Genomic DNA, 17416 nt, shown 5'->3' on the forward strand with positions numbered 1-17416 from the left:
TCGGGGTCGCCCTTTTTCTTTTGTCCGCTCTTTCCGTCCCCGGGCTTACGGGCGTCCTACGCCAGCTGGGCGGGCAGCGGCTTGGCGTGCAGGACGGTCAGCGAGGTGACCGCGCGGGTGAGCACCACGTAGAGCCTGGCCAGGCCGCGCGGCTCGGCCTCGACGATGTCGGCGGGCTCCACGACGATGACATGGTCGTACTCCAGACCCTTGGCCAGCGTGGCGGGGATCACCAGCAGCCGGTGCTCCTCGGTCGAGTCAGGCCCCAGGACGGCGTGCGGGACGCCGTCGAGAGACGCCGAGACCGCGCCGGCCATGCCGTCGGGAACGATGACGCCGATCGAGCCCTCCCTGGCGAGCGCGTCGCGGACGGCGTCGGCGACCTCGCCGCCCTGCCGTACCGCCAGCGAGCCCTGACCCGGGCGCAGCGAGCGCGGGGGAGCCAGGTCAGGGGCGATGGCGGGCAGCAGCCGGGCGGCGTAGTCGAGCACCTCGCGGGGCACGCGGAAGCCGAGCGTGAGCTCGGTGACCTCGCCGGAGTCCTGGCCCAGGTGCTCGAGCACGGTCGCCCACGAGCGGGTCGACCACGGGGTGGTGCCCTGGGCGAGGTCGCCGAGGACGGTGGCCGAGCCGGTGCGGCAGCGCCGGCCGAGCGCGCGCAGCTGCATCTCCGACAGGTCCTGCGCCTCGTCGACGACCAGGTGGCCGATGGAGGCCGTGCGCTCGATGAGGTCGGCGAGCTCGTCGAGGAGAGCCGCGTCGGCGGCCGACCACCTGGCCGACTTCCACGACCGGTACGGCTTGCGCCACAGCAGGGCCTCCTGCTCCTCGGCCGACAGGTCCGACCTCGCGGCCGAGGCGAGGAACTCGGCGTCCGACAGCAGGCGGAAGAGCACCTGGGCGGGCGTCAGCTTCGGCCACACCGAGTCGACCAGCTGCTTGACGGGCTTCGACCTGGCCACCGCGTCCTGGACCCTGTCGTCGGGCGAGTCGCCGCGCTGTTCCATGCGGACCAGCACCTGGTGGGCCAGCCGCTGGGCGAGGGCTGCCCGGCCGGGGCCGTACCTCGTGGTGCCGCGCAGCGAGGCGACCATCTCGCGCACCTCGTAGTCGGCGACCCTGAAACGGTGGACGCCCCTGGTGTAGACGAGGCCCTCGGTGGGTTTGACGATGTGCAGCCACAGGGCGCGCTCCAGCACCTTGGCCATGCGGGCGTCGCCCTTGACCGCGGCGACGAGCGGGTCCTCGGGGGCGTCGTGCTCGCCGAGCAGCTCGGCGACGGTGGTCTGGTCGACCTTGACCTCGCCGAGGGCGGGCAGCACGGAGGAGATGTAGGACAGGAACGCCTTGTTCGGGCCGACGATCATGACGCCGGCGCGGGCGAGCTTCTCACGGTGGGTGAACAGCAGGTAGGCGGCACGGTGCAGGCCGACCGCCGTCTTCCCCGTTCCGGGCGCGCCCTGGACGCAGACGGTCTGGGTCAGCGCGGCGCGGACGATCTCGTCCTGGTCGGGCTGGATGGTGGCCACGATGTCGCGCATGGGGCCGGTGCGGGGGCGCTCGATCTCCTCGGTGAGGATCTGCGAAGGGCCGAAGTCGGCGCCCTCGTTGAGGGGCTCGTCCTCGAAGGCGGTCAGGTCGCCGCCGTGGTAGCCGAAGCGGCGCCGCCGTACGACGCCCATGGGGTCGGTGGGGCTGGCCTGGTAGAAGGCGCGTGAGACGGGCGCGCGCCAGTCGATCACCAGCGGGCGGCTGGCGCCGTCGTGGACGTGGCGGCGGCCGACGTAGATGACGCCGGGGAGATCGTCATGATCTTCCCTGTCGAGCCTGCCGAAGAACAGGGGAGTGTCGGGATGGTCGGCGAGCGCCGCGACCCGCTGATCGAGCAACGACTGCAGGATCTGCTGCGAGACCCAGTCGCCCGCGGCGTCCGCCGACAGCGACTGGGCGTGCTCGCGCATCGCTTTCAGCGCCGCGCGGGACTGGGCCAGATGGGCTCGCTCGTCGCCGAGCACATCGGTGGGTATGTCAGGGGCCAACTGGTTTCCGGGCATGCGAAAGCGCCTCCCCATTCGTCAACGGAGGTGGTAGACAAGGCAGCGAACCGTTGAGCTTACCCCCGGGCTCGGGAGCTTCCAATCGATTAATCAGGAGGCGGCGTGAGGATCTCCCCAGTCATTCCGACGGTCGCCAGCCTTTTGCTGGCGGCTCTGTGGGGGCTGTCGGTCTTCGCCGGCTGGGGGCTCGAGGCGTTCTGCACCGACGGGGAGACCTCCGTGGCGTGCGCGGAGCGGCTCGACAGCGTCTCGACCCTGTCAGGGTTGTTCGCGGTGCTCGCGGCCTTTCTCACGGTGAGCGCGTGGCTGTTCCCCGCACGGTTCGCCGTACTGATCGGTAGCGCGGTGCTGGCGTGGGTGATCGCGGAGGGTGTGCTCTTCGTCGGCGGGATGCTGGCCCAGTAATCGCTCCCCAAAATCCGAAAAATCCGGGCATGTCCGGTGGATTCGACGGATCATGGGGGTATGTCGCATCGCGACAGCTTTTGCCGGTGAGGGGGTGGTCCGATTGTTCAAGGCCCGCGGGGTTTCGTGGACCTAGGCGTCCGGCTCGCGCGAGGGCTTTCGCGCGAGCCTTTTCACTGGTGTACGTCGTCGGCGTCGATGATCTGGTAAGCGTAGCCCTGTTCGGCCAGGAACCGCTGGCGGTGCGCGGCGAACTCCTGATCGACCGTGTCACGGGAGACCACCGTGTAGAAGCGCGCGCCCCCGCCGTCGGCCTTCGGCCGCAGCACCCTGCCGAGCCGTTGGGCCTCCTCCTGCCGTGACCCGAAGGTGCCCGACACCTGGATGGCGACGGCCGCCTCCGGCAGGTCGATGGAGAAGTTGGCCACCTTGGAGACGACGAGCACCTGCAGCTCCTTGTCGCGGAAGGCCTGGAACAGCCGCTCCCGCTCCTTGATCCGCGTCTCGCCCTTGATGACCGGCGCGTTGAGATGCTCGGCGAGCTCGTCGAGCTGGTCGATGTACTGGCCGATGACCAGCACCTGCTCGCCGAGGTGCCTCCTGACCAGTGCCTCGGTCACCCGCGTCTTGGACGGCGTGGTCGCGGCGAACCTGTAGCGCTCCTCCGCCTCCGCCATCGCGTACGTCAGGCGCTCCTCGTCGGACAGCGTGACCCGCACCTCGACGCAGTCGGCGGGCGCGATCCAGCCCTGGTTCTCCATCTCCTTCCACGGCGCGTCGTAGCGCTTGGGGCCGATGAGGGAGAACACGTCGCCCTCGCGGCCGTCCTCGCGCACGAGCGTCGCGGTGAGCCCGACCCGGCGTCTGGCCTGCAGGTCGGCGGTCATCCTGAAGATCGGCGCGGGCAGCAGGTGGACCTCGTCGTAGACGATGAGCCCCCAGTCGCGGGCGTCGAACAGCTCCAGGTGGGCGTAGACGCCCTTCCGCTTGGTCGTCATCACCTGGTAGGTGGCGATGGTGACGGGGCGGATCTCCTTCTTGCTGCCGGAGTACTCGCCGATCTCGTCCTCGGTGAGCGAGGTGCGCTTGAGCAGCTCCTGCTTCCACTGGTGGGCGGAGACGGTGTTGGTCACGAGGATCAGCGTCGTGGCCTCCGCGTGGGCCATCGCCGCCGCGCCGACGATCGTCTTGCCCGCGCCGCAGGGCAGCACGACCACGCCCGAGCCGCCGTGCCAGAACGCGTCGGCCGCCTCCTGCTGGTAGGGACGCAGCGCCCAGCCGTCCTGCAGCAGCTTGATCGGGTGGCTCTCGCCGTCGACGTAGCCCGCCAGGTCCTCGGCCGGCCAGCCGAGCTTGAGCAGCGCCTGCTTGATGTTCCCGCGCTCGCTCGGGTGCACGGCGACGGAGTCGCCGCCGATGCGATCGCCCAGCATCGGCTGGATCTTCTTCGAGCGCAGCACCTCTTCGAGCACCGCGCGGTCGGTGGAGGCCAGGACCAGGCCGTGAGCCGGGTCCTTCTCCAGCCGCAGCCTGCCGTAGCGGGCCATCGTCTCGGCCACGTCGACGAGCAGCGCGTGGGGCACCGGGTAGCGGCTGAACCCGATCAGCGCGTCGATGACCTGCTCGGCGTCATGGCCGGCGGCCCGCGCGTTCCACAGGGCGAGTGGCGTGACGCGGTAGGTGTGGACGTGCTCGGGTGCCCGCTCGAGCTCGGCGAAGGGCGCGATCGCCTTGCGACACTCGTCGGCCCGTTCGTGGTCGACCTCGAGCAGCAAGGTCTTGTCGGATTGGACGATCAGTGGGCCGTCGTTCACAGGCTTCTCTCCGGGGTCGGTACGGCTACCGCATATCCAACACCCGGAGGCCGGCGGTTAGTCCAGGTTCCCCGATACTCCCAGCGCGATGATCGTACCGACGCCCAGAACGATCAGCACGACATTGATGCCGATGCTGATCCATGTCCATTTGAGCAGGTTGCGCGCCTTGTCGGGCATGGTGTCGACCTGTCCGAGGGCGATGCCCGCCAGGATCGCGCCGGCGATGCCGCCGGGTGTGACGTAGCAGCTCAGCGCGAGCACGATGCTGATGACGAGCGCGACGATCGCGTGCGTGCGGGGGCCCTGCTGGGGCGGCGGGTACCCGTAGCCGTAGCCGGGCTGCTGCTGGCCGTACGGCGGGCCGTAGGGGTTCTGGCCGCTCTGGTTGTACGGCGAGCCGTACGGCTGCTGCTGGCCGTAGGGGCTCTGCTCGCCGGAGTTGTCGTAACCGCTGCTCACTGTGTCACCTTCTCGCTCACTAGCCGTGTCAACAGATATCACGAAATGACGGGGCGATTAGGCGAGACGGGCACGCAGTGCCTTGCGATCGAGCTTGAGCACGCTGGTCACGGGCACATGATCGGTGAAATGAATCTCTCGCGGGTACTTCACCCTGCCGACGCGCTCCCGCGCCCAGGCGATCAGCTCGTCGGCGGTGGCCGTGCCCCCGGGGACCAGCTGGACGAAGGCCACGACCTCCTCTCCGTGCACGGGGTCGGGGCGGCCCACCACGCCTGACATCGCGACGGACGGATGGGCGTTCAGCGCGTCCTCGACGTCGCGGGGGAAGACGTTGAAGCCGCCCCTGATGACGAGGTCCTTCTTCCTGTCCACGACATACAGGTAGCCGTCGTCGTCGAGGCAGCCGATGTCGCCCGTGCGCAGCTCGCCGTCCACGACGGGGGAGCCGAGGCCGCCCCAGTAGCCGAGCATCAGCGACTCGCCGGCGACGCAGATCTCGCCGATGTCGCCCGTCTCCACGTCCTCGCCCGCGTCGTCCCTGATCGTGATCGTGTAGCCGGGAAGCGGGAGGCCGACGCTGCCGGGCTTACGCCTTCCGGGCGGGTTGAAGGTGGTGACGGCGCTGGTCTCGGTCAGGCCGTACCCCTCCAGGATCTGCACGCCGGGTACGCGCCGTTCGAACTCCTCCAGCAGCGCGCGGCCCAGCGGGGCCGCGCCGCAGGTCAGGTGGCGCAGGTCGGGCAGCGGGGTGTCCTCGAGGGGCTCGGCGAGCAGCATCTGGAGCATGGAGGGCACGACGGTTCCGTACTGCACGCGCTGCTCGACGGCCAGCCGCAGGAACGCCTTGGGGTCGAACCAGCGCATGAGGACGGACTGCTGCGGCTCCCTGGCGTGCAGGCCGGCGATCGACACGATCAGGCCGTAGGCGTGGGAGAGGGGGACGGGGACGATCGCCCTGGTGACGCCCGGCTGGTAGGCCAGGTCGTAGGCGTCCTTCGCGACCTGCCACAGGCCCGCGTGGCTGAGCATGACGCCCTTGGCCCTGCCGGTGGTGCCGCCCGTGTACATCACGGCGGCCAGATCGGCGGGGTCCCGCGGCACGGGCCCGTGCTCGGCCGCCTCGGCCAGCTCCCCCGTATCCACAAATATCGGGATCTGTGGCTCGGCGGCGTGGACCGTGTCGAGCAACTCCGCGGACGTCACGATCGCGGTGGCGCCGCTGTCGATGACGATGTGGCGCAGCTCCTCCACGCCGACCAGGAACACCACGGGGGTCACGACCGCGCCCGCCGCCCAGACGGCCTGGTAGACGACGGGGACGTCGGGACTGGTCACCATCATCACGACCACGCGGTCGCCGGGACGGACGCCGGCTCGGATCAGGCCGCCGGTGACGCGCCTGGCGCGTTCGGCGAGGGTGTGACCGCGGTGCCAGACGCCTTCGTAGAAGACGGCGTCGTGGTCGTCGAAGCGGGCCCACGACTCCTCTGCCAGGCGGCCCAGCGTGTGGTTCGTCACGTCCTTACGTTGATCGGCTCACGGGGGTGGAGTCAACGGGAGCCCGGCTATTGCGTCCGACCCGAGACCGTCGCTCTCCCCGGCCGACGGCCGTTCGCGGCGAGCTCAGGTGACGGTGGCGACCCCGGTGATGCGGTGGAGGGCGAAGCGGTGGACCGCCGCGCGAGTCTCGTCGTAGGCCGTCAGGTAGCCGCCCTCCATCCGCGCGGGCTCCAGGATGCGGCTGGTGGCGTTGCCCTGGGAGTCGAGGTACCCGATCCACACCCGCACCCCCTGCCGGATCGCGTCCTGCAGGGCGGAGATCGTGGTGGTCGCGGGGCCGCGGGGCACCGACCCGTCGGGCGCCTCCAGCGGGGCGCGGCGGGCGTCGCCGGCCCGCATGGCGCGTACGGCGGCGGCCACCACGTCCGGGTCGAGCCCGTTGAACGACGAGACCGCCCTGGCGGTCGGCAGCCCTTCGGTGCGCCTGGCGTCGAGCTGGGTGAGGATGACGTCCCCCTCCAGCGACTCGGGGACGGGCGCGAACCCCATCGCCCTCAGCGAGTCGACCAGCGCGGCCCTGGAGGTGCGGGAGGCGATGACGGTGGGGGCCAGCCGCCGCAGCCGCAGCGGCGTCGAGCGCCGGTCGGCGATGAGCTGGTCGAGCATGGAAGGGTCGTCGCTGCGGATGTAGGCACTGGCCGTGCCGACGCGCATCCTGCCGTGCCTGCGGGCCACGTCGGCCACCAGGTAGGACAGCGGCTGCGGCACGGGCGTGGCGGAGTGGCGGGCGAGCATGGACAGCAGCTCGTCGGCGCCCTGCCCGGCGTCGAGCGCCCGCCTGATGGACGACTCGCCGAACCGGTAGACGGTCGCCCCTCCCGTGGACTCCACGTCGGCTGCGAGCGTCAGCCAGCGCGCCAGCTCGCTGGTGAGGGGGCCGGGCGCGACGGCGGTGAGGTCGGCCTGGAGCAGCACGTGGTCGACGGGTTCGGGAAGCAGCGGGGCCAGGAAGGCGGCGGCCTCGCCCGAGCCCGCCAGTACGGCACGGCCAGGCGCGGACAGCACGCCGAGCCCGGTGAAGCCGAGCTGCTCGGCTTCGCGCAGGGTGAAGTCGGTGAGCTGCTCGCGCAGCGGGCCGCGCCGCCTGGGCTGCTCCCACGCCAGGCGCCGCAGGACCGACTCGCGGCTGGGCGCCAGGCCGGGGGCGGCGGCGAGCACGCGGAGCGTCGCCTGCCGTACCTCTGGCGCCGAGGAGCGGCGCAGGTCGGGGTGGAGCGCGTTGAGCAGGCGGTCGCGCTCGTCGCGCTCGCCCACGATGCCTGGCACGCGGTCGGTGTGCAGCCAGGTGGCGGCCAGCGTGACCCAGCGGTCCTCGGTCGGCCTGACGCGCCAGGTGTCGTAGGCGGGGGTGGGCAGCCACTCGCCGTCGACGCTGCCGCCCGAGCCGACCAGTCCCGCGGCGTGGGCGACCTCGACGACCAGCGCGGCGGCCCACTCGGGCAGGTCGAGCTGCGTGGCGGTGCGCTTGAGGTCGCGCACGCCGAGGCCGCCGGTGCGCAGGACGCCGGGGGCGTCGAGGCTCCAGCGCTCGCACAGCTCCTCGACCGCCCGCACGAACGTGAACGCCTGGCCCGCGGCGGTCCTGTCGGCGAGCTGCTGGGAGCGTTCGGAGCCCTCCAGCGGCGGCGCCTCGGGCGACAGGTCGCGGTGGACGCGTCCTTCGCGCAGGTACAGGCCGACCTCGCGGGGCAGCGACACGCTCTCCTCGCCGGTGGCGGCCAGCAGCCCTCTGGCCAGCAACTCCTCGATCGGCGAGCGGGCGGTGCCGACGCGGACGGCGCGGCGGGCGTTGGGCACCCTGCCGCTCGGCGGCCCCCACGCCAGCTCCTCCAGCGCCTGCCTGGCGGGAGGAGAGACCTCCTCGACGAGCTTGCCGGGTTCGGCCATGGCCGCGGCGAGCCGCTCCTTGCCCGTTCCCTCGGTGCCGGGGGCGATGTCGTCGGCGATCTCCTCGAGCTGCTCGGGCGGATGGTGGCGGAACACCTCCACGACGGGAGGGCCGAGCCCGGCGGGGTCGTCCAGCACCTTGCGGACGCCGGGGGCCAGCTCCGGCGCCTCGTCGGGCCCGTAGACCAGGGCGAGCGCGCGGAGACGGTCGAGAGCGTCGTCGAGCGGGACCTCGCCGTCCACGGCCCTTTCGAGCAGGCGGCCGAGCGCGGGCTTGTCCACGGAGCCGGCCACGGCCAGCGTCTCCACCACGGCCAGCGCGAACCTGTCGAGCCTGTCGAGCGCGCGGCCGATGGCCGAGGGGCTGCCCGCGCGCGTGGCGAGCCCCTCCAGGTGAGCGGGGACCGGCGTGATCAGCTCGGGGCGCGCCGAAACGAGCGCACCCAGCTGCTCGTCGGTGCGCTCCCTGATCCACTGGGTGAACTCCATCATTGCAATGGTATGTTCCTGCGGATTCGGGCAGCATGGCTTGCGTGATCGAACGAGCCGACCAGCTCGTCCTGGACTTCGTCAGCAGGGCGGCCGACGCCGCCCACGGCGTGTTGCGCCAGGACCACCGGCTCGACTTCGTCAAGCGGCTGAGGGCCCGCATCGAGTCCGAGCGCGCCGGCAGCGAGGACCCGAAGGCCGTGGCCAAGGTCCTCGCCAGGTTCGGCGACCCCGCCGCCCTCGTCGAGCGGGAGGCGCGCCGCCTCAGCGGCGCGTCCGAGGTGCCCCAGGTCCAGGCGGAGCCCGAGGTACGGCCGGCCGGCAAGGACACGGCGGTCTTCCCGCGCGTCGTGGACGACGTTCCGCCCGGCGTGGCGCGCAGCAGGCGGGAGGCGCGGGCCGAACTGGCCGCGAGGGCGGAGCGCGGCCTGCCCTTCGCGGGGCTGCGCAGGGCGGCGATGGCCAGGGCCAACCCCATGGCGACAGGCGGCAGGGACGCCAGGACGCTCGTCAAGGCCCATCCGCGCGAGGTCCTCGCGATGGGGCTGCTCGTGCTGGCCGCGCTGCTCGTGCCGTTCGGCCTGCCCGCCGTCGCGATTTTCCAGCTGCCCGCGATCGTGTGGGCGGTCGGGGCGGCGACCGCGCTGACGAGTGACAGTTGGTCCTTCAAGGACCGGATGACCGGGCTCGGCGCGCCGATCTTCGGCTACGCCGTCGGCGGGGTGGTGATCGCCGCCCTGCGGGCCGAGAGCGCCGGCGGGTTCAACGCCTTCGTCGAGCAGTTCTTCGCGGTCAGCGGCGTCATGTTCATGATCTTCACGGGGCTGGGCGTGGTCTGGCTCGCCTACCGGCTGTGGGACGTCAGCTGACCGGTGCGGGCGCGGGCAGCAGGCCGACGGCCAGCCGTACCCATGCGGCGACGAACTGGTCCTTCTCCGCGTGGCCCGGCGACTCGCCCACCGTCTCCTGGAACAGCCGGTAGTGGACGACGGCGCCGCCGAGCACCGCGCCGATGCCGGTCCAGTCGACGTCGACCTCGGCGTACTCGGGCTGGGCGCGGAACCAGGAGGTGATCGCGTCGAACATCGGCTGCAGCAGCCCCTCGCGCACGACCGCGACCAGTTCGGGGAACTGGCTCAGGTCGCGGAAGAACACCCTGGTCAGCTCGCTCTCCTCGCGCACCTTGGCCAGGCCCGCCCTGCACAGGTGAGACAGGCGTTCCTCCAGATCGGCCGAGGACTCCATGCTGCTGAGCTGGGCGAGGCTGTCGGCCACCTGGGTGCGCGTGCGCGCGGCGTGCTCGTGCATCGCCGCGGCGAGCACCTCGTACTTCGACTTGAAGTGGCGGTAGAGGCCTCCCGCCCCTGGAGAGAGCCCGGCGGCGGCCTCGATCTCGGCCACCGAGGTGGCGGAGTAGCCCCGCTCGGCGAACAGCCGGAGGGCTTCGTCGACGATCCGCTCGCGCGTCGATCTGGCCATGTCGTTCCTAGTACCTCCAACCGACGAGAAATGTGCTCATCAGACCGCCGCGTCACCTTCGTGCCAGTCTAGGGACCCGGCGGCGGTCCGATTGGCACGTTTCTCATGGGTAAGGACCATAGTCGCTACGGCGTGACGCGCCGGATCAGGCTCGCCACGGCCGACCCCATGATCAGCCACACCAGGGCGGCCAGGCCGTAGTTGACCAGCACCTGCCAGCGCGCGTCCGCCAGCTGGAACAGGTCGTACAGGCCGAGCGACAGCGAGGTGGCGAACGACTCGACGAACCGGACGAGCGAGTTCGCGGGATTGGTGGGAAAGATCGTGAAAGCGATGTAGAGAACGAGAATGAGCGCGGCCAGCCGCGAGACGACCCTGACTGCCCACACGGCGAAGTCGGCCGTGCGCCGCCACACGCTCACCGTTTTCTGGGCGGCCGGTCGTGCCGGGCGATGAGGCCTGGTCCCCTGACTTTCCGCCATGGCCGCTCCCTTGGATAAGTAATTCCTTTCTTCCCACTTCAACGGTGCCATACCAGCGACCGTTACTCTTCACCCGTGGGGAAATCAGTGGGATTCGACCTTGATATGACGCTGGCGGACACGCGATCGGGGATCGCGGCCGTCTACGACCAGCTCGCCGTACGGCTCGGTGTCGCCATCGACAGCGCGACCGTGATCACTCGCCTCGGCCCTCCGCTGGAGCAGGAACTGGCGAACTGGCTGCCGCACGAGGACGTGGCCGCGGCCGCCACCCTGTTCAGGCAGCTCTACCCCGACGTCGCCGTTCCCGTGCACACGGCCATGTCCGGCGCGCACGACGCCGTCCAGGCCGTCAGGGAGGCCGGAGGGCGGGTGATCGTCGTGACGGGGAAGAACCTGCGCGACGCCACCAGCACCGTCGAACTGCTCGGCTTCAAGGTCGACGAGATCGTGGGATCGGTGTTCGGCGCCGACAAGGGATCGGCTCTCGCGCGCTTCGGCGCGGCCGCCTATGTTGGAGACCACGTCGCGGACATCGAGGCGGCGCGAGCGGGAGGCGCCGTCAGCGTGACGGTCGCGACGGGCCCTTACACGGTGGGAGAGTTGCGTGATCACGGAGCCGATGTGGCACTGGCGGATCTGACGGAGTTCGCCGCCTGGTTCGGCCGCTGGAACTAATGGGAAACGCGCGGCTGGGACCGCCACCAGGAACCTCGGCGCCCGCAGGCGTGGCGTGACGGACCGAGAGGCACGTTTCTCATTAGAGATGCGGATTTACCCGGTCGCTCTCCGGCTCTGCTGGGCATAACCTACTTCCATTCATCTTTCCCGACAGCATGAACGAGGTCCCCCCTGTGCCGAGTGGCAAGGTCAAGTGGTACGACGCCGACAAGGGTTTCGGCTTCCTCACCCGCGACGACGGCGGTGAGGTCTTCGTGCATTCCTCCGCGCTTCCCACTGGCGCGGAGCCGCTCAAGCCCGGTCAGAAGGTCGAGTTCGGCGTGGCCGAGGGGCGCAGGGGACAGCAGGCGCTGTCGGTGCGGATCCTCGAGCAGCCGCCGACGCTGGCCAAGACCAAGCCGAAGGGCAAGCGGAAGAAGCCCGACGAGATGGTCGTGATCGTCGAAGACCTCATCAAGCTGCTCGACGTCATCTCCGAGTCGTACCAGCGGGGCAAGCAGCCCGACCCCGCCCACTCCAAGAAGGTCGCCTCGGTACTGCGCGCGGTCGCCGACGACCTCGACTGATCACCCGTGCGGGTTGGTCAGCGGCTTGGTGGTCGTCGGCGCGGGCGGCGGGTCGGCGACCTCGACCACCGCGACGTCGGTCGTCCTGGTGTCGTTCCTGGCGTCGTTCACCTTGGCCTGCACCTTGGCGTCGCGCGCCTTGACCCTCGCCCTCCTGAGCACCAGGAGGGAACCGAGGGCGAGGGCGAGCACCACGGCCATCGCCGTGAGCCCGCCGGGACCGGCCGACCAGTCCGAGACCAGCAGCCCGACGAGCCCGCCGAACACCCAGGCGACCTGGAGCAGCGCCTCGACCACGCCGAAGGTGGACGAGCGCACCTCCTCGCCGATCTCGCGCTGCACGATCGCGTCGAGCGCCAGCTTGCCGAGCTCCTGAGCGAACGCGGCGATCAGTGCCACCGCGACCGCGGCCCACAGGCCGAACAGGAACGCGGTGACGCCCGCCGTCACGAGGCTCACGGCCAGCGTGAGCAGCACGATGAGCTGGGGCGAGTGGTTGCGCGCCCAGTTGGCGACGGCCGCGCCCGCCAGGCCGCCGAGCCCCGCCGCCGCGGCCAGCATCGCGATCGTGGTGGTCGTGGGCAGGTCCTTCAGGTGCCCGTCCTGCACCAGGAAGAGCAGGAAGAACAGCAGGAAGCCGGAGAAGAGGCGGATGGCGGCGTTGGCCCGCATCGCCTCGGTCACGGCGGGTCCGACGTTGAGCAGCGTCCTCCATCGCGCCCGCTCTCCTCGCTCGTCCTCCTCTTCCTCCAGGTCGGGCGAGTCGACGTGGCGCGGCAGCCGTACGGCGAAGACGCCGAGCAGCAGGAAGACCACCATCGCCAGGCGCAGCACCCACGCGGCGCCGAGCCAGGCGGTCAGGCCCGCCGCGATCGGCACCGCGATGCCCGCGGCCACCAGCGAGAACAGCGCGACCCTTGCGTTGGCGCTCACCAGCGTGATGTCGGCGGGCAGCACGCTCGGCATGATCGCCGCGCGGGAGACGTTGTAGGCCTTGGACAGCACGAGCACCCCGAGCGCGCCCGCGAACAGCGTCAGCACGTCGCCGGGCCCGACGGCGGCGGCCATGGCGAAGCAGAGCAGGCCGCGGGCGAACAGCGTGCCGGCCATCACGTAGCGGCGGCCCGACCTGAACCGGTCGAGCACGGGCCCGACGAACGGCGCGACCACCGCGAACGGGATCATCGTGATCAACAGGTAGAGCGCCACCTGGCCACGCGCCTCGTTGACGGGCAGCCCGAAGAAGATGGTGCCGGCCAGCGCCAGCGTGATGAGCGAGTCGCCCGCGCTGTTGGCGGCCGTGAGCTCGATGAGGCGGCCGAGGCCCGTGCGGCCGGCGCCCTGGGCGTGTGTCAGCCGCCGCGTCGCGTGGCCGACCCGCTGCGCGCCACTCGCGGTGGCCAGCCCGACCCGCCTGGTGCCCCGCGCCGTGGCGAGCCCTGCCCGCTTGGTGCCGGTCGCGGTCGAACGGCCGGCCCGCCCAAGCGCAAGACTCACCCGTTTCACCCACGACAGCACACGATCCACGCTTACCAGTCTTACCCGACGCGGGTGCTCGCACGTCCATCCATGGGTGAGAATGGAGTGTGAGCGAACAGCACCTTGCGGCGGGAGCGGGCCTTTGACCAGGACCAGGACCCGCGTCTCCCCGCCTGACCAGGCCTGTGTCGCCGCCGTCGAGCTCGCGCTGGAGGCCGCGCGAGAGCTCGCCCGACCGGGAGAGCCCGGTGCGCACCTGGGCTACGAGGGCGAGGGCGACCGGATCGTTACACATTATTTCGCCTGCCTCGACCGGGCCTACAAGGGCTGGCGATGGGCGGTGACCGTGACGCGCGCCTCTCGCGCCAAGAACGTCACGGTCAGCGAAGCCGTCCTGCTGCCCGGAACCGGGGCGATGCTCGCGCCCCCGTGGCTGCCGTGGAGTGAGCGGCTGCGGCCGGGCGACCTGGGCGTCGGCGATCTGCTGCCCACGTCCGAGGACGACGACAGGCTCGTGCCCGGCTTCACCGGCGGGGCCGACGAAGAGCTCGACCATCAGATGATCTTCGAGTACGGCCTCGGCAGGGCCAGGGTGCTGTCGGCCATCGGCAGGGACCGCGCCGCCAAGCGCTGGCACTCAGGCGCCCACGGGCCGCACACGCCGATCGCGCACGCCGCCCCCGCCCAGTGCTCCACCTGCGGCTTCTTCTGGCCGCTCGCGGGCGGCCTGCGGGGCGAGTTCGGCGTGTGCGCCAACGAGTACGCGCCGGACGACGGCAAGGTCGTCGCCGCCGACCACGGCTGCGGCGCCCATTCCGAGGCCGCGGTCATGCCGCCGCCGGTCGAGCAGGCCTCGCCGATCCTCGACGACCTGGGCTACGACCTGATCGAGGTCGAGTCGGGGTCGGTCGAGGAGTCGGGCTCGGAGGAGCTCGGCCACTCCTGATCAGGATTGTCGGCACGGACCGCTAGCCTTCGGTGGCCCCTCTCTCGTTTTAGGAGTTAGCCCCGTGGACACCTTTGGCACTGACCGGATGCGCGCCGCCGTACTCACGGCCTGGCAGGCCTCGCCCGCGCGCTTCCGCGAGGACGCCAACGCCGAAGAGGACTTCGCCCTCGGCGGCTACCGCGACCGTCTGATCGTCGAGCTGGCGCAGAACGCGGCCGACGCGGCCCTGCGCGCGGGCGTGCCGGGCGTGCTGCGGCTGGAGTTGCGCGACGGCGTGCTCACGGCCGCCAACACGGGTGCGCCGCTCGACGCCGCGGGAGTCGAGGGCCTGTCGACGCTGCGGGTGTCGGCCAAGCGTGATCACATCGGCGCGGCAGGGCGCTTCGGCGTCGGCTTCGCCGCGATCGTGTCCGTCTGTGATGAGCCGTCGATCGGCTCGCGGTCGACGGGAGCGGTCCGCTGGTCGCGAGAGGAGACGGCCGAGGTGGTGGCCGCCGAGCCGGGCCTGGCCGCCGAGCTGGCCTCGCGGGAGGGCCACGTGCCGCTGCTGCGGCTGCCGTTCCCCGCCACCGTCGAGGTGCCCGACGGTTTCGAGACGTCGGTACTGCTGCCGCTGCGCCCCTCGGCCGTCGACGCGGTGCGGCGGATGCTCGAGGAGACGAGCCCCGCGCTGCTGCTCGGCATGCCCGCGCTGACCTCGATCGAGATCACCGTCGACGGGGTCACCCGCACGGTCGAGCCCTCCGGCTGGCACGTCGTCTCGGCCTCGGGCGAGTTCGCCGCCGAGGAGGTCGCCGCCTACTTCGCCGACCGGCCGACGGAGGAACGTGCCAGGCCGTACTGGTCGGTGCGCTGGGCCGTACCGGTGGAGGCGGGTCCGCTGCCCGTGCCGCAGGTCGTCCACGCGCCGACGCCCTCCGACGAGCCGCTCGACCTGCCCGCGCTGCTCATCGCCTCCTTCCCGATGGCCACCGACAGGCGTCACGTCGCCCACGGGAAGCTGACCGACTTCCTCATCGAGCGCGTCGCCGAGAGCTACGTCAGGCTGCTCGAGGAGCTGCCGCGTACGCCCCGGCTCCTCGACCTGGTGCCCGCGCTCATGGGCAAGGGCGAGCTCGACGCCCGCATCAGACGCGCGATCCTGCGCCTGCTGCCCGACGTGCCGCTGCTGCCTGCCCTGTCGGCGCCCGCGCCCGTGGTGACCTCGCCCTCCTTCGACGACGCCGCGCTCTACGACCCCGACGCCGCCTGGCAGGTCGAGCATCCGGTGCGCGAGCCGTCCGCCGACGGGTGGGTGGTCTCGGGCAGGGAGGCGTCCGCGGTCCACGGCTCGGGCGAGTTGCTGGCGGTGCTGGCCGAGATCGTGCCGGGCCTGCTGCCCGCGGGCTGGCCGGCCAGGCATCCCGCGCTGTCCGCGCTCGGCGTCCGCAGGGTGGAGCTCGCCGAGGTCGTCGACCAGCTGTCCGGCGAGGCGATCGAGGGGCGTGACCCGTCGTGGTGGCGCTCCCTCTACGAGGTGCTGCCCGGCGACGACCCCGAGGCGCTCGGCGCGCTGCCCGTGCCGCTGGCCGACGGGCGGCTCGTGCGCGGGCCCCGCGGCACGCTCATCCTCAGCGCGCCGCTCGACCTCGCGCCGCTCGGCCTGCGCATCGTCCACCCCGACGCGGCGCACCCGCTGCTGCTGCGCCTCGGCGCCTTCGAGGCCACGCCGCGCGCCGTCCTCGACGACCCGCTCACCAAGACGGCGGTGTCGCAGTCGTTCGACAGCGACGACCCCGACGCCGTGGCGCGGGCCGTGCTGTCCCTGGTCGACGCGGCGGGGCTGACGCCGGGCGAGGAGCCGTGGCTGTCGGAGCTGGCGCTGCGCGGCGACGACGGCTCGCTCTACCCTGCGGGCGAGCTGCTGCTGGCCACGGGCGCGCTGGCCGGGCTGCTCGTCGACGACGCGGGCTTCGGCGTGGCCGCCGACACCTACGACGCGCGCGTGCTCACCGCCGTCGGCGTGCTCGACGGGTTCGCCGTCGTCAACGACTCCGACGTGCTGCTCGACGTCGACTCGTGCGACCACGACCTCGACGAGGAGGACGCCTGGCTCGAGTTCGTGCACGACCTGCTGCCCTCGCTCGAGGTGCCGCCGGTGGTGGCCGAGTTCACCGCCATCCGCGACCTGGAGCTGGTCGCCGACTGGCCCGCCGCGCTCGCGCTGATCACCAGGCCGCCGCTGCGGGGCGCGCTGCTCCCGCTGCGCGTCGAGGGTGTCGAGGTGCCCTCCTACACCGCCTGGTGGCTGTCCACCCACCGGGTCCTCGACGGGCGGCGGCCCGTGGAGCTGCGCCTTCCAGGAGCCGACCCGCTGCTGACCGGGCTGTACGACGAAGCGCCCTCAGGGCTCGACTCCGGCGCGCTGGCGATGCTGGGGGTCCGCACGACGCTGACCGACCTGCTGGCCGCTCACGGTGGGCCTGAGGAGCTCCTGGAGCTCCTGGCGGATCCGGCGGTCACCGTCGACAGGGCCCAGCTCCGGTCGCTGTGGATGGCGCTGGCGGCCATCGAACCCTCACGGGTGGCGCCGCCGTCCTCCGTGCGGGCCGTGCTCGGCGGCGACATCGTCATCGCCTCCGCCGACGACGCGGTGGTCGTCGAAGCCCCCGACCTGCTGCAACTGGTGACCGACCGGCCGCTGGTGCTGGCGCCCTTCGATCTGGCCGAGTCGCTGTCGGAGCTGGTCGACCTGCCGCTGGCGGGCGAGCTGGTGACGGGGCAGGTCACCTCGTCAGGGGTGGAGCGGCCGGTGCCCGCGGAGGTGAAGTCGCTGCTGCCGTCGGCTCCCGAGGTGTACGTCGAGCACGAGAAGCTGCTGGTCGACGGCATGCCGTGCGCGTGGCGGTACTTCGACGGAATGGTGCACTGCGACGGGGTCGACGGGCTGGCGCGCGGGTTGGCGTGGGCGACGGGGCAGTGGAACGACCGCCTGGCCGTCGCCGCCCTGCTGCGCGACCCTTCGGCGGTGCCGCTCCTGCTCGCGGAGTCCGACCTGTCCTGACCTTCGCGTCCGCTCCCAGGACTTCCCGCGGCTCGCGCCGTCCGACCCGGGGCTCGTGGA

General features: G+C 71.7%; 14 protein-coding genes. 6 read left to right on the plus strand and 8 right to left on the minus strand.

Annotated elements, in window-relative coordinates:
• Nucleotides 1-56: 56 nt before the first annotated feature.
• Complete coding sequence (locus tag AC3EO4_RS21735) at nt 57-2054, minus strand: HelD family protein (protein ID WP_431897377.1); 1998 nt, start codon at nt 2052-2054, stop codon at nt 57-59.
• 105 nt (nt 2055-2159) lie between these two features.
• On the opposite strand from AC3EO4_RS21735, the gene AC3EO4_RS21740 reads away from it, so the two are divergent.
• Nucleotides 2160-2462 (plus strand): hypothetical protein, encoded by a 303-nt coding sequence (locus AC3EO4_RS21740; RefSeq protein WP_379581245.1) that lies wholly within the window; start codon nt 2160-2162, stop codon nt 2460-2462.
• A 173-nt stretch (nt 2463-2635) separates the two neighbouring features.
• Here the strand turns inward: AC3EO4_RS21740 and AC3EO4_RS21745 are convergent, their stop codons facing one another.
• The 4 genes from AC3EO4_RS21745 to AC3EO4_RS21760 all read right to left on the minus strand — a co-directional run bounded on the left by AC3EO4_RS21745 (nt 2636) and on the right by AC3EO4_RS21760 (nt 8677).
• Complete coding sequence (locus AC3EO4_RS21745) at nt 2636-4276, minus strand: DNA repair helicase XPB (protein ID WP_379581246.1); 1641 nt, start codon at nt 4274-4276, stop codon at nt 2636-2638.
• A gap of 57 nt (nt 4277-4333) precedes the next feature.
• Nucleotides 4334-4738, minus strand: a complete 405-nt coding sequence (locus tag AC3EO4_RS21750; RefSeq protein ID WP_379581247.1) for a hypothetical protein — start codon at nt 4736-4738, stop codon at nt 4334-4336.
• Nucleotides 4739-4795: 57 nt separating this feature from the next.
• Nucleotides 4796-6259 carry an AMP-binding protein gene (locus AC3EO4_RS21755; RefSeq protein ID WP_379581248.1) on the minus strand — a complete coding sequence of 488 codons (1464 nt, stop codon included), beginning with the start codon at nt 6257-6259 and terminating at the stop codon, nt 4796-4798.
• Nucleotides 6260-6364: 105 nt separating this feature from the next.
• A complete protein-coding gene (locus AC3EO4_RS21760) occupies nt 6365-8677 on the minus strand; it encodes a helicase-associated domain-containing protein (RefSeq protein WP_431897379.1) in 2313 nt (770 codons plus the stop codon).
• 44 nt (nt 8678-8721) lie between these two features.
• Here AC3EO4_RS21760 and AC3EO4_RS21765 point away from each other — a divergent pair, with 44 nt between their 5' ends.
• Nucleotides 8722-9546 carry a hypothetical protein gene (locus AC3EO4_RS21765; protein WP_379581250.1) on the plus strand — a complete coding sequence of 275 codons (825 nt, stop codon included), beginning with the start codon at nt 8722-8724 and terminating at the stop codon, nt 9544-9546.
• Here AC3EO4_RS21765 and AC3EO4_RS21770 read toward each other — a convergent pair.
• Both AC3EO4_RS21770 and AC3EO4_RS21775 read right to left on the minus strand, forming a co-directional pair.
• Nucleotides 9539-10156 carry a TetR/AcrR family transcriptional regulator gene (locus tag AC3EO4_RS21770; protein ID WP_379581251.1) on the minus strand — a complete coding sequence of 206 codons (618 nt, stop codon included), beginning with the start codon at nt 10154-10156 and terminating at the stop codon, nt 9539-9541. The genes AC3EO4_RS21765 and AC3EO4_RS21770 overlap by 8 nt on opposite strands.
• A gap of 125 nt (nt 10157-10281) precedes the next feature.
• Nucleotides 10282-10572, minus strand: coding sequence for a hypothetical protein (locus tag AC3EO4_RS21775; protein WP_431897381.1), 291 nt, complete (start codon nt 10570-10572; stop codon nt 10282-10284).
• A gap of 141 nt (nt 10573-10713) precedes the next feature.
• On the opposite strand from AC3EO4_RS21775, the gene AC3EO4_RS21780 reads away from it, so the two are divergent.
• Together AC3EO4_RS21780 and AC3EO4_RS21785 are read left to right on the plus strand one after the other, a co-directional pair.
• Entirely contained in the window at nt 10714-11316 is a 603-nt protein-coding gene (locus AC3EO4_RS21780; protein ID WP_431897382.1) for an HAD family hydrolase, read from the plus strand.
• A 176-nt stretch (nt 11317-11492) separates the two neighbouring features.
• Nucleotides 11493-11885, plus strand: coding sequence for a cold-shock protein (locus AC3EO4_RS21785; RefSeq protein ID WP_358131093.1), 393 nt, complete (start codon nt 11493-11495; stop codon nt 11883-11885).
• Here the strand turns inward: AC3EO4_RS21785 and AC3EO4_RS21790 are convergent, their stop codons facing one another.
• A complete protein-coding gene (locus AC3EO4_RS21790) occupies nt 11886-13382 on the minus strand; it encodes an MFS transporter (RefSeq protein WP_431897384.1) in 1497 nt (498 codons plus the stop codon).
• Between the two features lie 124 nt (nt 13383-13506).
• On the opposite strand from AC3EO4_RS21790, the gene AC3EO4_RS21795 reads away from it, so the two are divergent.
• A complete protein-coding gene (locus AC3EO4_RS21795) occupies nt 13507-14310 on the plus strand; it encodes a DUF3027 domain-containing protein (protein WP_379581255.1) in 804 nt (267 codons plus the stop codon).
• 88 nt (nt 14311-14398) lie between these two features.
• The gene (locus AC3EO4_RS21800) at nt 14399-17356 is read left to right on the plus strand and encodes a sacsin N-terminal ATP-binding-like domain-containing protein (protein ID WP_431897674.1); all 2958 of its coding nucleotides are present in this window, start codon (nt 14399-14401) and stop codon (nt 17354-17356) included.
• The last annotated feature ends 60 nt before the right edge of the window (nt 17357-17416 follow it).

The organism is Nonomuraea sp. bgisy101 (genome assembly GCF_057708945.1).